We start from the raw sequence: 16,660 nt of genomic DNA on the forward strand, positions 1-16,660 counted from the left end.
GGCTCCTGCTGGTGTTGAAGGCCGGCCGACGGTACCAGCCTTCGCAGCACAGCTCGCGCACGGCGACCGGCCGCAGCCGGCCGCCGTGCCCAGCCGATCACTTCAGGTCGAAGCGATCGAGGTCCATCACCTTGGCCCAGGCGGCCACGAAGTCGCGCACGAACACCTGCTGCGCGTCGCCGGCGCCGTAGACCTCGGCGATCGCGCGCAGCTGCGAGTTCGAGCCGAACACCAGGTCGGCGGTGGTGGCGGTCCACTTCACCTCGCCGCTGGTGCGGTCGCGCCCTTCGAGCAGGTCGACGTCGGCGGCCGGCTTCTTCCAGCCGGTGCGCATGTCGAGCAGGTTCACGAAGAAGTCGTTGCTCAGCGTCTCGGGCCGCTTGGTGAAGACGCCGTTGGGCGATTGGCCGTAGTTGGCGCCCAGCACGCGCAGGCCGCCGACGAGCACCGTCATCTCGGGCGCGCTCAGCCGCAGCAGCTGCGCCTTGTCGAGCAGCAGGTCGGCGGTGGCCGCGGGGTTGGTGCCCTTGCGCAGGTAGTTGCGGAACCCGTCGGCCAGAGGCTCCAGCACGGCGAAGGATTCGACGTCGGTCTGCTCCTGCGAAGCGTCCATGCGTCCCGGCGAGAAGGGCACGGTCACGTCCTGGCCGGCCTTCTTCGCGGCCGCCTCGACGCCCGCGTTGCCCGCCAGCACGATCAGGTCGGCCAGCGAGATCTTCTTGCCGCCGGACTGCGCTGCGTTGAACTCCTTCTGGATGCCTTCGAGCACCGACAGCACCTTCGACAGCTCTGCCGGCTGGTTGACTTCCCAGTCCTTCTGCGGCGCGAGGCGGATGCGCGCACCGTTGGCGCCGCCGCGCTTGTCGCTGCCGCGGAAGGTGGAGGCCGAGGCCCATGCGGTGCGCACCAGCTCGCCGATGCCCAGGCCCGAGGCCAGCACCTTGGCCTTGAGCGCGGCGGTGTCCTTGTCATCGACCAGCGGATGGTCGACGGCGGGGATCGGGTCCTGCCAGATCAGCTCTTCCTTCGGCACCAGCTTGCCGAGGTAGCGGGCGCGCGGGCCCATGTCGCGGTGCGTGAGCTTGAACCAGGCGCGGGCGAAGGCGTCGGCGAACTCCTGCGGGTTGGCCATGTAGCGGCGCGAGATCTTCTCGTAGGCCGGGTCCACGCGCATCGCCATGTCGGCGGTGGTCATCATCGGGGCGTGGCGGCGCGACGGGTCGTGCGCGTCGGGCACGGTGTTGGCGCCGGTGTCGCCCTTGGGCTTCCACTGGTGCGCGCCGGCCGGGCTCTTCGTGAGCTCCCATTCGTAGCCGAAGAGGGTCTCGAAGTAGCTGTTGTCCCACTTGGTGGGTGTGGGCGTCCAGGCGCCTTCGATGCCGCTGGTGGTGGCGTGCACGCCGATGCCGCTCTCGAAGGCGTTGCGCCAGCCCAGGCCCATCTCCTCGATGCCGGCGCCCTCGGGCTCGGCACCCACCTTGGACGGATCGCCCGCGCCGTGCGCCTTGCCGAAGGTGTGGCCGCCGGCGGTGAGCGCCACGGTCTCCTCGTCGTTCATCGCCATGCGCGCGAAGGTCTCGCGGATGTCGCGGGCCGACTTCAGCGGATCGGGGTTGCCGTTGGGGCCTTCGGGGTTCACGTAGATCAGGCCCATCTGCACGGCAGCCAGCGGGTTGGCGAGCTCGCGGTCGCCGCTGTAGCGCTCGTCGCCCAGCCACTTGGTCTCGGCACCCCAGTTGACGTCGTCTTCCGGCTCCCAGATGTCGGGGCGGCCGCCGGCGAAGCCGAAGGTCTTGAATCCCATGGACTCCAGCGCGACGTTGCCGGTGAGGATCATCAGGTCGGCCCACGAGAGCTTGCGGCCGTACTTCTGCTTGATCGGCCACAGCAGGCGGCGCGCCTTGTCGAGGTTGCCGTTGTCGGGCCAGCTGTTGAGCGGCGCGAAGCGCTGCGCGCCCGCACCGCCGCCGCCGCGGCCGTCGAAGGTGCGGTAGGTGCCGGCCGAGTGCCAGGCCATGCGGATGAAGAGCGGACCGTAGTGGCCGTAGTCGGCGGGCCACCAGTCCTGCGAATCGGTCATCAGCGCGTGGAGGTCCTTGACGACCGCGTCGAGGTCGAGGGTCGCGAACTCCTTGGCGTAGTCGAAGTCCTCGCCCATCGGGTTGGACTTGGCGGAGTGCTGGTGCAGCAGCTTCAGGTTGAGCTGGTTGGGCCACCAGTCGGTGTTCGCCGCGGCGCGGCGGGCGGTGCCGGTGGTTGCATGGCCCGGGAACGGGCATTTGGCTTCATCGGACAAGGGGTTCTCCTTTGGTTGTCGGGTGCTCGGGGTGGAGCCGGCTCAGTCTAGGTATGCCGGGCTCATCCATCAACCAAATTGGGTTCATTGGGTGAATAGCGAAGGGCTATGCCCCACTACCCTCCCCCGATGAAGGTCTACCCGTCCGTCTTCGCCCGGGAGCCGGGCACGGCGGCCAACCCCTGGCGGACTGCGGTGGTCGTGTGCCCGCCAAAGCCCCAGTTGTCGGTGTCGACCTCCTCGATGACGATGTGCGTCCACTCGGGCGGCTTGTGCAGCACGCGTTCGAGCGTGTCGGTGACCTCGCGGATGACCTGCGCCTTCTGCTCGGCGGTGTTGCCCTCGCGGGTGATGCGGATGCTGACGAATGGCATGGCCTGATCTCCTTGTCTGTATTTCCTTGTCTCTTCGCCGCTCGGCGCTCAGCGCCCGGCGCTGAAGCCGCCGTCCACCGGCAGCACGGCGCCGGTCACGAAGCCGGCGCGCGCGAGGTAGAGCACGGCCTCGTCGATGTCGCGCGTGGTACCGATGCGGCCCAGCGGATGCAGCCCCGCGAGCGCCGCGTGGTTGTCGGCGCTGTGCATGGGCGTGTCGACCACGCCGGGCGCCACCGCATTGACCGTCACGCCGTACGGCGCGAGCTCGAGCGCCAGCGCGCGCGTGGCCTCGTTGACGCCGCCCTTGAGCGCCACCGCCAGCAGCGCCGGCACGCCGCTGTGGGGCTGCATCGCGATCGCGGCGGTGATGTTGATGATCCTGCCGGCGCGCCGCTCGCTCATGTGCTTCGCCGCTTCCTGCGACGCGTAGAGCACGCCCTTCAGGTTGGTCGCGATGTTCTCTTCGATCTCCTGCGGCGTGAACTGCACGAAAGGCTTGGCGGTGAAGATGCCGGCGTTGTTCACCAGCACGTCGACATGGCCGTAGCGCGCGATGGCCTGCGCGAACAGCTCGCGCGCAGATTCGGACCGGCCGACGTCGCCCGCCACGCCGAGGAAGCGCACGCCCGCGTTCAGCTTTTCGGCCGCGGCCTGCAGGCGCTGTTCGGTGCGGCCGGTGCCTACGACGTTGTAGCCCTCGCGCAGGAAGGCCTCTGCCAGGCCCAGGCCGATGCCGCTGGTGGCTCCGGTGATGACGACGGTGTTTTCAGACTTGCTCATGGTGGTCCTCGATCAGGTTCGGTTTTAGGAAAAGTTCGAATGGCCGGTGCGGAATCCGCGTTTCGCCACCGGTTGGACAGAACTTTATTGATGACCTGAAAAGCAATAAACACACGCAACTACACTTGTCTTGATACGCTATGTAATCAATATGCAGCGCCAATTCGACGACGTTCTCCTGGGCAGCATCGAGCTGTTCTGCCTGGCGGCGGAAGCCGGCAGCTTCACGGCCGCGGCCAACGCGGCGGGCGTCACGCCCGCCGCAGTGAGCCGCTCCATCGCGCGACTGGAAAAGCGCCTGGGCGTGCGCCTGTTCGTGCGATCCACGCGCAGCATCCGCCTCACCGAAGGCGGCCGGGAATACTTCGAGCAGTGCCGCACCGCCCTGCACCAGCTGGCGGAGGCCGAGCACAAGCTCACCGGCGAGCACGTGCAGCCTTCGGGCACGCTGCGCATCAGCGCACCCACCACCTACGGCCATCACCGGCTGCTACCGCTGCTGCCAGAGTTCCGCGCGCGCTACCCGCTGATCAAGGTCGAGGCGCACATCAGCAACCGCAACATCGACCTGCACGAGGAAAACTTCGACATCGCGATCCGCTTTCGCGCCCAGCCGGATTCGACGATGGTGGCGCGCCACCTCGAAGACGCGAAGCTCGTGGTGGTCGCCAGCCCCGGCTACCTTCTGCGCGCGGGACAGCCGCAAACGCTGGACGATCTTGTGCACCACGAGTGCATCCAGTTCGACCTGCCCAGCAGCGGCCGGCAAATTCCCTGGCTGTTCATGGACGAAGGCCGCGAGAAGGAGATGCTCTCCGGCGGCAACTACAGCTGCGCCGAAGACGTGCTCGCGGGCGTGACGCTGGCCCGCGCCGGCGCCGGGCTGTTCCAGACCTACGGCTTCGTCGTCGAGAAAGACCTGGCACGCGGCGACCTGGTCGAGGTTCTGCAGCCCTATGCAGGGCGCTCACGTCCGGTGAGCCTGATCTATCCGCATGCACGGCTGCTGCCTTCGCGCGTGCGGGCGTTCGTGGAATTCTTGGTGGAGCGCGGCTCGGCGCCGCCGCCGCAGACGGAAGCCGTATCTTGAAAACTATCTCCGAGACAGCCGCAGCAGCGGGAAGGGCTCGCCGTCTCAGGCGTCGGCGATGGCGCGCGGCTTCAGGCGAAAGCTCACGCCCATCCTGTTCATGGCATTCATGGCGGCGATGGTCAGCGTGAGATCGACCAGGTCCTTCTCCGAGAAAGCCGCCGCCGCTGCCGCGTAGGCCTCCTCGGAGGCATGCGTTTCGCTGACCCGGGTCACTTCCTCGGCCCAGGCGAGCGCAGCGCGCTCCTGATCCGAGAACAGGCGGGGCACCTCATGCCACACCGGCACTAGCACGACCGTATCGACGGACATGCCCTCCTTGATGAGATCGCGCGTGTGGATGTCGATGCAGTAGGCACAACCGTTGATCTGGGAGACTCGCAGGAACACCAGGTGGATCAGCCTGGGCGGCAGCGCGGTGCCTGTCGTGACGAAGTGATGCAGACCGCCAACGGCCTTGGCACCCTCGGGAGAAACAGCAAACCAGTTGGCGCGTTTCATGTTTTCACCGTCCTTTCAGAGAAGCTGAGGAGCCGGCACCATGCCGGTCCATCAACTGCCAGACGGTCGAGCGCAGGCCGTTGTGACAAGTCCAGCAAAACTCGCCTGAACGCCGGGACATCCGCGCGTCGAGGCGTGGGGGGACGACCCGCCCGACGGGACTGCGCATTGATCAGAGGCATCCGCGCCGTCCAGGCGCTCGCTCGATCGATGATGCGCTGGCGCTCGCTCGATCGATCGATGATGCGCTGGCGCTCGCTCGATCGATCGATGATGCGCTGCCGCTCGCTCAGCTCACTCCACCGTCACGCTCTTCGCCAGATTGCGCGGCTTGTCGACGTCGGTGCCCCTCGCGCATGCGGTGTGGTACGACAGCAGCTGCAGCGGCACCACGTGCAGGATCGGCGAGAGGGCGCCGTAGTGCTCGGGCATGCGGATCACGTGCAGGCCCTCGCCGCTCTTGATCCTGGTGTCGCCGTCGGCCAGCACGTAGAGCACGCCGCCGCGGGCGCGCACTTCCTGCAGGTTGCTCTTGAGCTTCTCGAGCAGCGCGTCGTTGGGGGCCACGGCCACCACGGGCATCTCGCTCGTGACGAGCGCTAGCGGGCCGTGCTTGAGTTCGCCGGCGGCGTAGGCCTCGGCGTGGATGTAGGTCACTTCCTTGAGCTTGAGCGCGCCTTCGAGGGCGATCGGGTAGTGCAGCCCGCGGCCGAGGAAGAGCGCGTTGTCCTTGCGAGCGAAGTCTTCCGCCCAGCCGATGATCTGCGGCTCCAGCGCGAGCACCGACTGCAGCGCGACCGGCAGGTGGCGCATCTCCTTCAGGTAGCGTGCCTCGTCGGCATCGCTCAACCTGCCCTTGGCCTGGGCGATGGCGAGCGTGAGCAGGAAGAGTCCCGCGAGTTGCGTGGTGAATGCCTTGGTCGACGCCACGCCGATTTCCACGCCGGCACGCGTGATGTACGCCAGCTTGCACTCGCGCACCATCGCGCTGGTGGCGACGTTGCAGATGGTCAGCGTCTGCTCCATGCCCAGCGAGCGAGCGTGCTTGAGCGCGGCCAGCGTATCGGCCGTCTCGCCCGACTGGCTGATGGTGACGACCAGCGTCTTCGGGTCGGGCACCGACTCGCGGTAGCGGTATTCGCTCGCGATCTCGACCTGCGTGGAGATCTTCGCGATGCCTTCGAGCCAGTACTTGGCGGTGCATCCGCTGTAGTAGCTGGTGCCGCACGCAAGGATGAGGATCTTGTCGATGTCCTGGAACACGCGGTGCGCGCTCGCGCCGGTGGCGCCGTCCTGGCCGATGCCGTCGAACAGCTCCGGCACGATGCCTTCCACGCCCTCGAGCGTGTCGCCGATGGCGCGCGGCTGCTCGAAGATTTCCTTCTGCATGTAGTGGCGGTAGGGGCCGAGTTCGGCGGCGCCACTGTGCGCGAGCACGGTGCGCACCTGGCGGGTGACGGGCTTGTGGTTCCTGTCGACGATCCAGTACTTGCCGGGCTGCACGTCGACCACGTCGCCCTCTTCCAGGTAGATGATCTGGTCGGTGACGCCCGCCAGTGCCATCGCGTCGCTGGCGAGGAAGTTCTCGGCGCCGTCCTTGCCCGCACCGAGGATCAGCGGCGAACCCGCGCGCGCGCCGACCACGCGCTGCGGCTCGTCGCGGCAGATCACGGCGATGGCGTAGGCGCCGTGCAACTGCAGCACCGCGGCCTTCACGGCCTCGAACAGGTCGCCGTCGTAGAGGCTGTCGACGAGGTGGGCGATGACCTCGGTGTCGGTCTGGCTCTCGAACACGTAGCCCTTGGCCTCGAGCGCTGCGCGCAGCGTCTCGTGATTCTCGATGATGCCGTTGTGCACCAGCGCGATACGGCCGGGCCGCGCGGCCTGCGCGTCGGCGCCCGGGCCGTGGCTGAAGTGCGGATGCGCGTTGTGCACCGCCGGCGCGCCGTGCGTGGCCCAGCGCGTGTGGGCGATGCCGGTGAGGCCCTCGACCTTGTCGTCGCGCACCTGCGCCACGAGGTCGGCCACGCGCGAGGTGGTGCGGGCCCGCGTCAGGCCGCCGGCATGCACCGCGACGCCGCAGGAGTCATAGCCGCGGTACTCGAGCCGCTGGAGGCCCTGCACGAGGACCGGAACGATGTTGCGATGGGACGCTGCCCCGACGATGCCGCACATGGTGAGCTGCCTTTGAATGGAGAAGAGGCTCGATGGTAGGAAGGCACGAAAGAAATATGCATTCGAAATTCATTCGATTTCGGACTTTTATTTCTTCATTTCTGTCGATTGGAGTTTTATTTCATAATTTCATTGAATATGGAATCAATCTCTCTGGATTCAACCGACCTGCGCCTGCTCGACGCCCTGCAGCGCGACGCCTCCCAGACCAACCAGCGCCTGGCCGCCGACGTGGGCATCTCCCCGCCCACCTGCCTGCGCCGCGTGCAGCGGCTGCGCGACATCGGCCTGATCGAACGCCAGGTCGCGCTCCTGTCGCCCGACCGGCTCGCCGCGGTGCTGGGCCACGGCCTGCAGGCGGTGATCGAGATCTCGCTCGACCGGCAGGACGCCGCCTCGCTCGATGCCTTCGAGGCGCGCGTGATCGCCGACGACGCGGTGCAGCAGTGCTGGCGCGTGTCACCCGGCCCCGACTTCGTGCTGGTGGTGGCGGCGCGCGACATGCCGGACTACGCCGCGCTCACGCAGCGCCTGTTCACGGCCGATGCGAACGTGCGCAACGTCAAGGCCTTCTTCAGCCTGAAGCGCGCGAAGTTCGAGCCCCGGATGCCGCTGGGGTGAAAGTCCTCATGCCCCTTCGCGAACACCGCGGAACCGGCTTTGCCGGGCCGCAGGCGTTGGCCCCGGAAGGGGGTTGGCGCAGCGACACGAAGTGCGCGCAGCCTGGGGGCGAGCCTATTTCTTCTTTTGCGGGCGCTTCCAGTTCGGGAAGCTCACCGCCTTGCTGCGCGCCACGGTCAGCGCGCCCGGCTCGGTTGACTTGTTGATGGTCGAGCCGCCGCCGATGGTGCCGCCCGCGCCGATGGTGACGGGCGCCACCAGTACGCAGTTGCTGCCCACGTGCACGTCGTCGCCGATCACGGTGCGGTGCTTGTTGGCACCGTCGTAATTGGCGGTGATGCTGCCCGCGCCGTAGTTCACGCGCTCGCCCACGGTGGCGTCGCCCAGGTAGGCCAGGTGGTTGGCCTTGGCGCCGGCAGCCAGGGTGGAGTTCTTCACTTCCACGAAGTTGCCGATGTGCACCTCCGCGCCCAGCTGCGCGCCGGGGCGCAGGCGTGCGAAGGGGCCGATCAGCGAGCCCGCGCCGACGGTGACGCCGGCCTTCTCGCCCTCGATGTGGGTGAAGGGGTGGATCACAGCGCCGGCCTCGATGCGCGCATTGGCGATCACGCAGTTGGCGCCGATGCGCACGCCCTCGCCCAGCGACACCGCGCCCTCGAACACGCAGTTGACGTCGATCTCCACGTCGCCCGCGCATTCGAGCGTGCCGCGCAGGTCGAAGCGCGACGGGTCCGCCAGGCGCACGCCCTGCTCCATCAGCGCGCTGGCCTGGCGCAGCTGCCATGCGCGCTCCAGCGCCGCCAGCTGGGCAGGGCTGTTGATGCCGGCCACCTGAAGCGCGTCGACGGTGACGTGCGCGACCACGGGCACGCCGTCGGCGGCAGCGAGCTTGACCACGTCGGTCAGGTAGTACTCGCCCTGGGCGTTGTCGTTGTCCAGGCGGCCGAGCCAGCCCTTGAGCAGGCGTGCCGGCACGGCCATCACCCCGCTGTATATCTCACGCACCGCGCGCTGGGCCTCGGTGGCGTCCTTGTGCTCGACCACGGCCTGCACGTCGCCCCGCACCTCGCCGTTGTCGGCCGCACGGATGACCCGGCCGTAGCCCGTGGGGTCGTCGAACTCGATGGTCAGCAGCGCCAGCTTGCCGCCGGCGCTGGCCGCGACGAGCGCGCGCAGGGTTTCCTCGCCGATGAGCGGCACGTCCCCCGAGAGCACGACCACCGTGCCGTCATCCGACAGCAGCGGCGCGGCCTGCTGCACCGCGTGGCCGGTGCCCAGCTGCGGCTCCTGGCGCGCGAAGCGCACGGCGGCATTGCCCACGCCGCCGGCCATGGCGGCCTCGACCTGGTCCGCGCCGTGGCCGGTGACCACCACCACGTCGCGCGCCCCGATGCGCGCAGCCGTGCCCGCCACGTGCGCCAGCAGGGCCCGGCCGCCCAGCCGGTGCAGCACTTTCGGCAGCCGGCTCTTCATGCGGGTACCCTTGCCGGCGGCCATGATGACGACGTCGATCGGTCCTTGGTCGTTGTTCTGTTGCGGAGGCTGATTCATGCGTTTCTTTTCCAGGATTCGTTGCGCGACTTGCTCGGCAATCTCTGCGGTGCCCCGAATTATCGGCGTGCTGCTCGTGGCGGCCGCCCTGGGCGCCTGCAGCGCGATCCAGCTGGCCTACAACAACCTGCCGACGGTGAGCTACTGGTGGCTCGACGAGTACCTCGATTTCGACGGCACCCAGACCCCGAAGGTGCGCGACGAGCTCTCCCGGCTGCTGGCGTGGCACCGGCAGAACGAGCTGCCGCGCCTGGCCTCGCTGCTGAAGGATGCACAGGCCATGGCCCCGGGCGAAGTCACACCGGAGCAGGTCTGCGCGATGGCAGACCGCATCCGCGAGCGCCTGCTGGCCGTGACCGAGCGTGCCGAGCCCGCCGGCACCGAACTGGCGCTGAGCCTGACCGAGGCGCAGCTGCAGCAGCTGGAGCGCAAGTACGCCAAGAACAACGCCCAGTACCGCAAGGACTGGCTGGACCGCACGCCCGAGCAGGTGCAGGAGAAGCGCTACGACCAGTTCCTCGACCGCACCGAGGATTTCTACGGCCGCCTGAGCGCCGAGCAGCGCGAGCTCCTGAAGCAGCAGGTCGCGCAGTCGGTGTTCGACCCGAAGCTGGCGGACGCCGAGCGCCGCAAGCGGCAGCAGGAAGCGCTCAGGCTGCTGCGCGGCTTCGTCGCCGCCAGGCCTTCGCCGTCACAGGCCCGCGCGGCGCTGCACGACTACATCCAGCGCATCGCCGAGCCGCCGCCGGGCCCCTGGCGCGACCAACAGCAGGCCCTTCTGCAGGAAGGCTGCCGCAACACCGCGGCCATGCACAACGGCACCAGCGCCAGCCAGCGCGCACAGGCGGTGCGGCGGCTGCAGGCCTACCAGGACGACCTGCGCGAACTGGTGGCGGCGCGCTGAGCGCGCCGGGGTGCCGCGATCGGGAAGTGCCCGCTCAGATCAGCGGCGTGGGCCGCATCGGCCGCTCGAAGTAGTCGCCCAGCGCCTCGAGGGCATGCGGCTCCATGATGCGCAGCCAGCCGGCGTCGATCTTGTAGAGCCCCAGGCGCTGCAGCCGCCGCAGCGTCTTGTTGGTGTGCACCAGCGAAAGCCCCAGCGCGTCGGCGATGTGCTGCTGGTTGAACGGAAACTCGATCCAGCCGTCGCGCTCCATGCCCACGCGCTGGGCCCGGCGGAAGAGATGCATCAGCAGCATCGCCACCCGCTCGCTGGCGTTGCGCCGGCCGGTGGAGACGAGGTTGTCGTCGACCATCTTCTCTTCACGCGCGGCCAGCCAGGTGATGTCGTAGCCGAGCTTGGGCTGGGCGTGGAACAGTTCCCAGAGGCGGTCGCGCGAGAAGGCGCACAGCGTGACGTCGGTCACCGCCGCGACGCCGTGCGTGTGGCCGTCGGCAAACTCGTCCTGAAGGCCCAGGAAGTCGCCGGGCAGCAGGAAGCTCAGGATCTGCCGCCGGCCGTCGCTCAGCGTCTTGTAGCGGAACGCCCAGCCGGCATAGATGGTGAACAGCTGCGGGCTGCGCCGGTGCTCCTCGATGATCGAGCCGCCGGCCGCCACGCGCCGGGCTCCCACGCGGAAGGACTGGATGGTCTTCAACTCTTCCGGCGAGCAGGGCAGGAACGCCTCGAGGCGTCGCAACCCGCATCGATCGCAAGGGTTCGCACCCCCCGGAGGGGCCGCGGCGGCAGGGTAGTCCTCGTATTTCACGCTTCACTATAGGCGCCTGGCCTGTGTCTTTTGACATTTCGCGGGCTTGCCCGTGCCGCCTACACTCGACGGCCCCCTTCAACTCCGATCGCATGACCGCAGACGCAACGCCCCTCCACGAGATTCTCTACTGCAGCATGCTCACCCAGAGCCTGCCTCCGCAGACGGTGGGTCAGATCGTCTCGCGTGCCCGCGCCCAGAATGCACGGCACAACATCACCGGCTTGCTGGTGTTCGACGGCATGCGCTTCTGCCAGCACCTCGAAGGCCCGGCCGATGCCGTGGACGAGCTGATGAAACGGATCAAGGAGGACCCGCGGCACGTCGACGTCAAGGTGGTCTACGAGGCACCGCTGTCGGTGCGCAGGTACAGCGGCTTCGGCATGGGGCTGGCCGAATGCGAGGGACCCCACCTGATGGCTGGCGTGCACGCGCTCCAGGGGGAAGCGGCGCTGCGCCACTTCCTGGCGCTGGTGCCGAGCTTCGACATCAACGGCTGAAGCGGCGGGGAAACCGCCCGGGCGTCGCCCGAGGTAGCCCCAAAAGCACCCCAAACAGCTCCCGAAAAAGGAAAAGGCGGCCGAAGCCGCCTTTTTCAGCACCTGGAGGACTGGGAACGATCAGGCGTTGTCCCAGCTGTAGGTGGCTCCGTAGCCATCCCACGCCTCCATCACGATGCGCTGGCCCGCAGCCACCATCAGCGATTCGCCGGGTGCGAGCACCAGGTCTTCGCTGGGATTGGCGAGCGTCGCATCGGGCGTGATCCACACGCGGCCCTGCTTCACGCGCAGGATGCTGGCCGCCCGCGCCTTCAGGCTCATCGCCTCGCCGGGAGCGATCTGCCATGCACCGCGGCGGACTGCCGGGGGGACGGTGGCGGCGCGGGCCGGGACGGAGAGGGGCGAGAGCGATTCGGTGGTGCAGACGGCGGTGGACATGGTGTAACTCCTTGGGGCTTTGCCGACGCGCTTGACAGAAAGAGGCAATGGCGCAGTTCGGGAATGAATGATCGTTTCTCCCGCGTTGGCGGTCCAATGAAAACGAGTTAGCCTACTGATGCTGGTTTCGCATCAATTGACTGGCCGCGACCCGCCCTCGATTCACACCCATGCAACATTCCCAGACCCATCTGCGCTCCCGCCCGATCTCCGCCGGGCACCTGCGAGCCTTCGAGGCGGTGGCCCGCCACCTGAACTTCCGCGCCGCCGCCGAGGAGATGGCGCTGACCCAGTCGGCGGTGAGCCGCCAGATCCAGTCGCTGGAAGAGGAAGTGGGCGTGGCCCTGTTCCTGCGCCATACCCGCGCCGTGGAGCTCACCAGCGCCGGCGCCCTGCTGCTGCTGGCGGTACAGCAGTCGCTGCCGCGCATCGACACGGCCGTGCGCCAGATCCGCCAGAGCGCAGGACGGCAGAGCGTGTCGCTGACCACTTTCGCGTCGTTCGCCTCGATGTGGCTGATCCCGCGGCTGGAGGCCTTCCAGCGCGACAACCCCGAGATCGACATCCGCATCGACGCCAGCGACGTGGCGGTCGACCTCGACGTGGCCGACGTGGACATCGCCCTGCGCTACGGCCCGCGCGACGCCATGCCGCCGAGCGCGGTGCGCCTGTTCGGCGAGACGCTCACGCCGGTGGCCAGCCCCTGGCTGCTCAAGAGCAGCCCGCCCATCAGGACGCCGGAAGACATGACCCGGTTCACCCTGATCGAGGCCGGCGACGCCCACCGCACCCACCTCGAGTGGCTGACCTGGCGCCGCTGGTTCGAGGTGAACGGGCTGGAGCGCGCCCAGCCCAAGCGCTGGCTCTATTTCAACTACGCCTACCAGATGGTGCAGGCCGCCCTCACCGGCCAAGGCGTGACCCTGGCGCGCAGCTCGCTGATCGCCGAGAGCCTGGCCAACGGCGACCTGGTCGAGGTGCTGCCGCAGCACCGCATGGATTCGCCGATGTCCTACTGGCTGATCGCCGGCCCGCGCAGCATGCAGCGCCCGGAGATCAAGGCCTTCTGCGACTGGCTCCAGCTGCAGGCCGTGACCACGCGCGAGACCATCGGCGAGGTGCCCGACCCGGACACCGTCGACAACATCGACTGAGCCTCAAAAGGAAGAACAGCCTGGCAGCTTCTTCCAGGAACACCGCGGAACCGGCTCCGCCGGGCCGCAGGTGTTGCCCCCGGAAGGGGGTTGGCGAAGCGACACGAAGTGCGCGAAGACTGGGGGAGAGCCCAGTGCGCGACACGAAGTGCGCGCAGCCTGGGGGAGAGTCAAGCCACGGGCCAGACCACGCCGTTGTCGTTGAGGATGGCGTCCAGCGGCAGGTCGTGCGCCTCGGGCTCGAAGTCCTCGATGAAGCCGTTGGTGAAGCCCAGCCCCACCGTGAAGGGCCGCGGCTCCAGCGCGGCCAGCGTACGGTCGTAGAAGCCCCCGCCGTAGCCCAGCCGGTAGCCGCCCGCGCTGTAGCCCACGCAGGGCACGAACAGCAGCGTGGGCACGATCAGCTCGGTGTCCTTGGGCTTGGGGATGCCGTAGGCGTCTTCCTCCATCTGGCAGCCCGGGTACCAGGCGTGGAAGGTCAGGGTCTTGTGAACTTTGTCGATCACCGGCAGTCCGATGCGGCGGCGCTGCGGCTCCTCCATGAGCTCGCCGTCTTCCTTCCAGCGGTGCAGTGCGGGCAGCGGATCGAACTCGCCCTTGATCGGCCAGTAGGCGCCGATCACTGTGTCGGGCCGGCCCACGAGCCAGATCCGCATCACGCGCTGCAAAAGGTCGGCGCGTGTCAGCCGGTCGGGCATCGCCAGACGTTGCTCGATGAGGGCCTTCCTCAACTGTTCCTTAAGAAAACTCGCCGTTGCCGAGGTGTCGGCACCCTTTGACTTGTCCATAATCCCCCGATGCAGTTCCCAAGCATTTTGGCATCCAAGCGCAGCCATCCGCGCAATGCGGTCCCCGCGCTGGTCTTTTCCGCGGTCATCGCCTTCGCCGCAATGCTCTCGCAGCAGCCCGCCGCGGCCCAGAGCAACACCAACGACGACGTCCTGATCCAGATGAAGCAGGCCTTCCAGCGCGGCGACAAGGCCCGGCTGACGGCCCTGCTGCCCCAGGCCCGCGGCCATGCGCTCGAACCCTGGGCGGCCTACTGGGAACTCAAGGCAAGGCTGCAGGAAGCCGCACCCAACGAAGTGCAGGACTTCTACGCCCGCTACCCCGGCACCTACCAGGAAGACCGCCTGCGCAACGACTGGCTGCTGCTGACCGGCCAGCGCCGCGACTGGGACAACTTCTCCGCCTCGCTCGACGGCTTCCGCATGGGCGACGACCCGCAGGTGCGCTGCTACGCGATCTTGGTCGACACGCTGCGAACCGGCACCGCCACGCAGGCACAGGCCGACGAGGTGCGCCGCAACTGGTTCGGCCAGAAGGACCTCGACGACGGCTGCCTCACCGCCGCCGACCGCATGGTCGCCGCCCGCCTGCTGTCGACCAACGACGTCTGGAAGAAGGCGCGCCTGGCCATGGAGGCCAACCGGCCGCAGGCCGCGCGCGCTGCCGTCACCATCGCCGCGCCCGACGCGCTGCCGCTTTTCGAGGAACTCAACGCGAGCTCGGCCAAGTTCCTGACCGGCCGTGCCTTCGTGGCCGCCAAGTCGCGCAAGGAGCTGGTGGTGCTCGCGCTCATCAAGGTCGCCATCGCCGACCCCGAGCAGGCAGCATCCCAGCTCGACAGCAAGTGGGGCCCGATGCTCTCGGCCGAGGAGCGCAACTGGCTCTGGGGCACCATCGGCCGCGCCGCCGCCATCAAGCTGTGGCCGCAGGCCGGCAGCTATTTCGCCAACGTCACCAAGAACAGCGACCTGTCCGACGACATGCTCGCCTGGCGCGTGCGCGCCGCCCTGCGCGCCGGCCAGTGGAAGGAAGTGGTGCCCGCCATCAACGCGATGAGCGAAACCGCCCAGCTCGACCCGACCTGGGTCTACTGGAAGGCCCGCGCACTGGCCAGCGCAGGCGGCGACGAGCGCCGCGCCCAGGCCCGCGAGCTCTACCAGAGCATCGCCGGCTCGCGCGGCTTCTACGAGATGCTGGCGCTGGAAGAAATGGGCCAGCGCACCGTGGTGCCCACGCGCCCCGCTCCGCTCACGCCCGAGGAGAAAGCCGCCGCGCGCAGCAACCCCTCGCTGGCGCGCGGCCTCTACGCCATCGCCATCGGGCTGCGCCCCGAGGGCACGCGCGAGTGGAACTACGCCACCAACCTGCACGACAAGGGCGGCATGGACGACCGCGCGCTGCTCGCCGCGGCCGACTTCGCCTGCCAGCGCGAGGTGTGGGACCGCTGCATCAACACCAGCGAGCGCACCAAGGGCGTGGTCGACGTGGAGCAGCGTTTCCCGATGCCCTTCCACGACACGGTGCTGCGCAAGAGCCAGGACATCGGCCTCGACCCGGCCTACGTCTATGGCCTGATCCGCCAGGAAAGCCGCTTCATCATGGACGCGCGCTCCGGCGTCGGCGCCTCGGGCCTGATGCAGGTCATGCCCGCCACCGCGCGCTGGACGGCCCGCAAGATCGGCCTGACCGACTTCTCGCCCAGCCAGATCAATGACCGTGAGACCAACATCACCATCGGCACCAACTACCTGAAGCTCGCGCTCGACGACTTCGACGGCTCTATGGCACTGGCCGCCGCCGCCTACAACGCCGGCCCGGGCCGCCCGCGCAGCTGGCGCAACGGCCCGGTGCTCGACGCGGCCATCTGGGCCGAGAACGTGCCCTTCAACGAGACGCGCGACTACGTGAAGAAGGTGCTGGCCAACACCACCAACTACGCCGCCATCATCAGCGGCCGGCCGCAGTCGCTGAAGGAGCGCCTGGGCCGCGTCGGCCCGCGCGACGCCTCCGAGCCCGAGCCGAACAAGGATCTTCCCTGAAGGCCGCCGCCTGAGATGAGCTGGCGCGACGAGGTCCTCGACACGCTGGCGTCCGAGTTCTCGGACGTGGGCGACGTCGCGCAGCTCACGCGCATCGTTTTGCGGCTCACGCTGGCGGGCGTGCTGGGCTTCGTGCTCGGCTTCGAGCGCGAGCAGCAGGGCAAGGCGGCCGGCGTGCGCACCCACATGCTGGTGGCCATCGGCTCGGCGATGTTCGTGCTGATTCCCCAGCAGACCGGCATCGTGCCGGCGGACATGAGCCGTGTCATACAGGGGCTGGTGGCGGGCGTGGGCTTCCTGTGCGCCGGCACCATCCTCAAGCAGGGCAAGGACGAGAGCCACGTGCAGGGCCTGACGACCGCCGCGGGCCTGTGGATGACCGCCGCCATCGGCATGGCCTGCGGGCTCGGCCGCGAGGTGACGGCGGTGACGAGCGCGCTGCTCGCGCTCGCCGTTCTCGCGCTGGTGCCGCGCCTCGTGGGCCTGATCGAGCGGGCACCCGGGCAGCCGAAGGCCGATGGCGACGCCGCCCGCGCCGGCGGGCAGGACTCGGGCGACAAGCCCCGGCACTGAACGCCGGGCCGCCTCCGCAGCGGCATCAATTCGCGCCGCGTTCGGCATCAATCGCCGCATGGCGCAC

The 16,660-nt window shown here is 68.5% G+C and carries 15 protein-coding genes and 1 pseudogene; 7 read left to right on the forward strand and 9 right to left on the reverse strand.

What is annotated here, in order from left to right; translation table 11 throughout:
• Positions 1-97 precede the first annotated feature (97 nt).
• The 3 genes and pseudogenes from katG to ACTJLF_RS21535 form a co-directional block, all read right to left on the reverse strand.
• Positions 98-2,296 carry a catalase/peroxidase HPI gene (gene katG, locus ACTJLF_RS21525; RefSeq protein ID WP_132752273.1) on the reverse strand — a complete coding sequence of 733 codons (2,199 nt, stop codon included), beginning with the start codon at positions 2,294-2,296 and terminating at the stop codon, positions 98-100.
• A gap of 137 nt (positions 2,297-2,433) precedes the next feature.
• A pseudogene (locus tag ACTJLF_RS21530) lies at positions 2,434-2,682 on the reverse strand (tautomerase family protein); the annotation flags it as partial.
• Between the two features lie 36 nt (positions 2,683-2,718).
• A complete protein-coding gene (locus tag ACTJLF_RS21535; RefSeq protein ID WP_440883898.1) occupies positions 2,719-3,453 on the reverse strand; it encodes an SDR family NAD(P)-dependent oxidoreductase in 735 nt (244 codons plus the stop codon).
• Positions 3,454-3,604: 151 nt separating this feature from the next.
• On the opposite strand from ACTJLF_RS21535, the gene ACTJLF_RS21540 reads away from it, so the two are divergent.
• Positions 3,605-4,543, forward strand: a complete 939-nt coding sequence (locus ACTJLF_RS21540; RefSeq protein WP_019654567.1) for a LysR family transcriptional regulator — start codon at positions 3,605-3,607, stop codon at positions 4,541-4,543.
• A 45-nt stretch (positions 4,544-4,588) separates the two neighbouring features.
• Here the strand turns inward: ACTJLF_RS21540 and ACTJLF_RS21545 are convergent, their stop codons facing one another.
• Both ACTJLF_RS21545 and glmS read right to left on the reverse strand, forming a co-directional pair.
• Positions 4,589-5,044 (reverse strand): carboxymuconolactone decarboxylase family protein, encoded by a 456-nt coding sequence (locus ACTJLF_RS21545; protein ID WP_132796742.1) that lies wholly within the window; start codon positions 5,042-5,044, stop codon positions 4,589-4,591.
• A gap of 294 nt (positions 5,045-5,338) precedes the next feature.
• A complete protein-coding gene (glmS, locus tag ACTJLF_RS21550; RefSeq protein ID WP_440883899.1) occupies positions 5,339-7,219 on the reverse strand; it encodes a glutamine--fructose-6-phosphate transaminase (isomerizing) in 1,881 nt (626 codons plus the stop codon).
• 138 nt (positions 7,220-7,357) lie between these two features.
• On the opposite strand from glmS, the gene ACTJLF_RS21555 reads away from it, so the two are divergent.
• Positions 7,358-7,840: an Lrp/AsnC family transcriptional regulator gene (locus tag ACTJLF_RS21555; RefSeq protein WP_019654570.1), complete on the forward strand. Its 483-nt coding sequence runs from the start codon at positions 7,358-7,360 to the stop codon at positions 7,838-7,840.
• Between the two features lie 114 nt (positions 7,841-7,954).
• Here the strand turns inward: ACTJLF_RS21555 and glmU are convergent, their stop codons facing one another.
• Positions 7,955-9,391: a bifunctional UDP-N-acetylglucosamine diphosphorylase/glucosamine-1-phosphate N-acetyltransferase GlmU gene (gene glmU / locus ACTJLF_RS21560; RefSeq protein WP_440883900.1), complete on the reverse strand. Its 1,437-nt coding sequence runs from the start codon at positions 9,389-9,391 to the stop codon at positions 7,955-7,957.
• 49 nt (positions 9,392-9,440) lie between these two features.
• Here glmU and ACTJLF_RS21565 point away from each other — a divergent pair, with 49 nt between their 5' ends.
• Positions 9,441-10,295 (forward strand): DUF6279 family lipoprotein, encoded by an 855-nt coding sequence (locus tag ACTJLF_RS21565; RefSeq protein ID WP_019654572.1) that lies wholly within the window; start codon positions 9,441-9,443, stop codon positions 10,293-10,295.
• A 34-nt stretch (positions 10,296-10,329) separates the two neighbouring features.
• Here the strand turns inward: ACTJLF_RS21565 and ACTJLF_RS21570 are convergent, their stop codons facing one another.
• A complete protein-coding gene (locus tag ACTJLF_RS21570; RefSeq protein WP_026346365.1) occupies positions 10,330-11,100 on the reverse strand; it encodes a Crp/Fnr family transcriptional regulator in 771 nt (256 codons plus the stop codon).
• A gap of 92 nt (positions 11,101-11,192) precedes the next feature.
• On the opposite strand from ACTJLF_RS21570, the gene ACTJLF_RS21575 reads away from it, so the two are divergent.
• Entirely contained in the window at positions 11,193-11,600 is a 408-nt protein-coding gene (locus ACTJLF_RS21575; RefSeq protein ID WP_019654574.1) for a BLUF domain-containing protein, read from the forward strand.
• Between the two features lie 120 nt (positions 11,601-11,720).
• Here the strand turns inward: ACTJLF_RS21575 and ACTJLF_RS21580 are convergent, their stop codons facing one another.
• The gene (locus ACTJLF_RS21580; RefSeq protein WP_019654575.1) at positions 11,721-12,038 is read right to left on the reverse strand and encodes a DUF2917 domain-containing protein; all 318 of its coding nucleotides are present in this window, start codon (positions 12,036-12,038) and stop codon (positions 11,721-11,723) included.
• Positions 12,039-12,208: 170 nt separating this feature from the next.
• Between ACTJLF_RS21580 and ACTJLF_RS21585 the strand changes: the two genes are divergently transcribed.
• A complete protein-coding gene (locus ACTJLF_RS21585) occupies positions 12,209-13,192 on the forward strand; it encodes a LysR substrate-binding domain-containing protein (RefSeq protein WP_019654576.1) in 984 nt (327 codons plus the stop codon).
• Positions 13,193-13,362: 170 nt separating this feature from the next.
• Here the strand turns inward: ACTJLF_RS21585 and ACTJLF_RS21590 are convergent, their stop codons facing one another.
• The gene (locus ACTJLF_RS21590) at positions 13,363-13,980 is read right to left on the reverse strand and encodes a 5-formyltetrahydrofolate cyclo-ligase (protein WP_019654577.1); all 618 of its coding nucleotides are present in this window, start codon (positions 13,978-13,980) and stop codon (positions 13,363-13,365) included.
• Between the two features lie 9 nt (positions 13,981-13,989).
• On the opposite strand from ACTJLF_RS21590, the gene ACTJLF_RS21595 reads away from it, so the two are divergent.
• Entirely contained in the window at positions 13,990-16,020 is a 2,031-nt protein-coding gene (locus ACTJLF_RS21595) for a lytic transglycosylase domain-containing protein (protein ID WP_126182573.1), read from the forward strand.
• A 15-nt stretch (positions 16,021-16,035) separates the two neighbouring features.
• Entirely contained in the window at positions 16,036-16,593 is a 558-nt protein-coding gene (locus ACTJLF_RS21600) for an MgtC/SapB family protein (RefSeq protein ID WP_019654579.1), read from the forward strand.
• The last annotated feature ends 67 nt before the right edge of the window (positions 16,594-16,660 follow it).

The organism is Variovorax sp. 22077 (genome assembly GCF_052044195.1).
GTDB lineage: Bacteria > Pseudomonadota > Gammaproteobacteria > Burkholderiales > Burkholderiaceae_C > Variovorax > Variovorax atrisoli.

Coding starts and splice junctions, on each gene's coding strand:
- ACTJLF_RS21535 (WP_440883898.1), bottom strand. CDS start 3,453: ATGAGCAAGTCTGAAAACACCGTCGTCATCACCGGAGCCACCAGCGGC.
- ACTJLF_RS21540 (WP_019654567.1), top strand. CDS start 3,605: ATGCAGCGCCAATTCGACGACGTTCTCCTGGGCAGCATCGAGCTGTTC.
- ACTJLF_RS21545 (WP_132796742.1), bottom strand. CDS start 5,044: ATGAAACGCGCCAACTGGTTTGCTGTTTCTCCCGAGGGTGCCAAGGCC.
- glmS (WP_440883899.1), bottom strand. CDS start 7,219: ATGTGCGGCATCGTCGGGGCAGCGTCCCATCGCAACATCGTTCCGGTC.
- ACTJLF_RS21555 (WP_019654570.1), top strand. CDS start 7,358: ATGGAATCAATCTCTCTGGATTCAACCGACCTGCGCCTGCTCGACGCC.
- glmU (WP_440883900.1), bottom strand. CDS start 9,391: ATGAATCAGCCTCCGCAACAGAACAACGACCAAGGACCGATCGACGTC.
- ACTJLF_RS21575 (WP_019654574.1), top strand. CDS start 11,193: ATGACCGCAGACGCAACGCCCCTCCACGAGATTCTCTACTGCAGCATG.
- ACTJLF_RS21580 (WP_019654575.1), bottom strand. CDS start 12,038: ATGTCCACCGCCGTCTGCACCACCGAATCGCTCTCGCCCCTCTCCGTC.
- ACTJLF_RS21585 (WP_019654576.1), top strand. CDS start 12,209: ATGCAACATTCCCAGACCCATCTGCGCTCCCGCCCGATCTCCGCCGGG.
- ACTJLF_RS21590 (WP_019654577.1), bottom strand. CDS start 13,980: ATGGACAAGTCAAAGGGTGCCGACACCTCGGCAACGGCGAGTTTTCTT.
- ACTJLF_RS21595 (WP_126182573.1), top strand. CDS start 13,990: ATGCAGTTCCCAAGCATTTTGGCATCCAAGCGCAGCCATCCGCGCAAT.
- ACTJLF_RS21600 (WP_019654579.1), top strand. CDS start 16,036: ATGAGCTGGCGCGACGAGGTCCTCGACACGCTGGCGTCCGAGTTCTCG.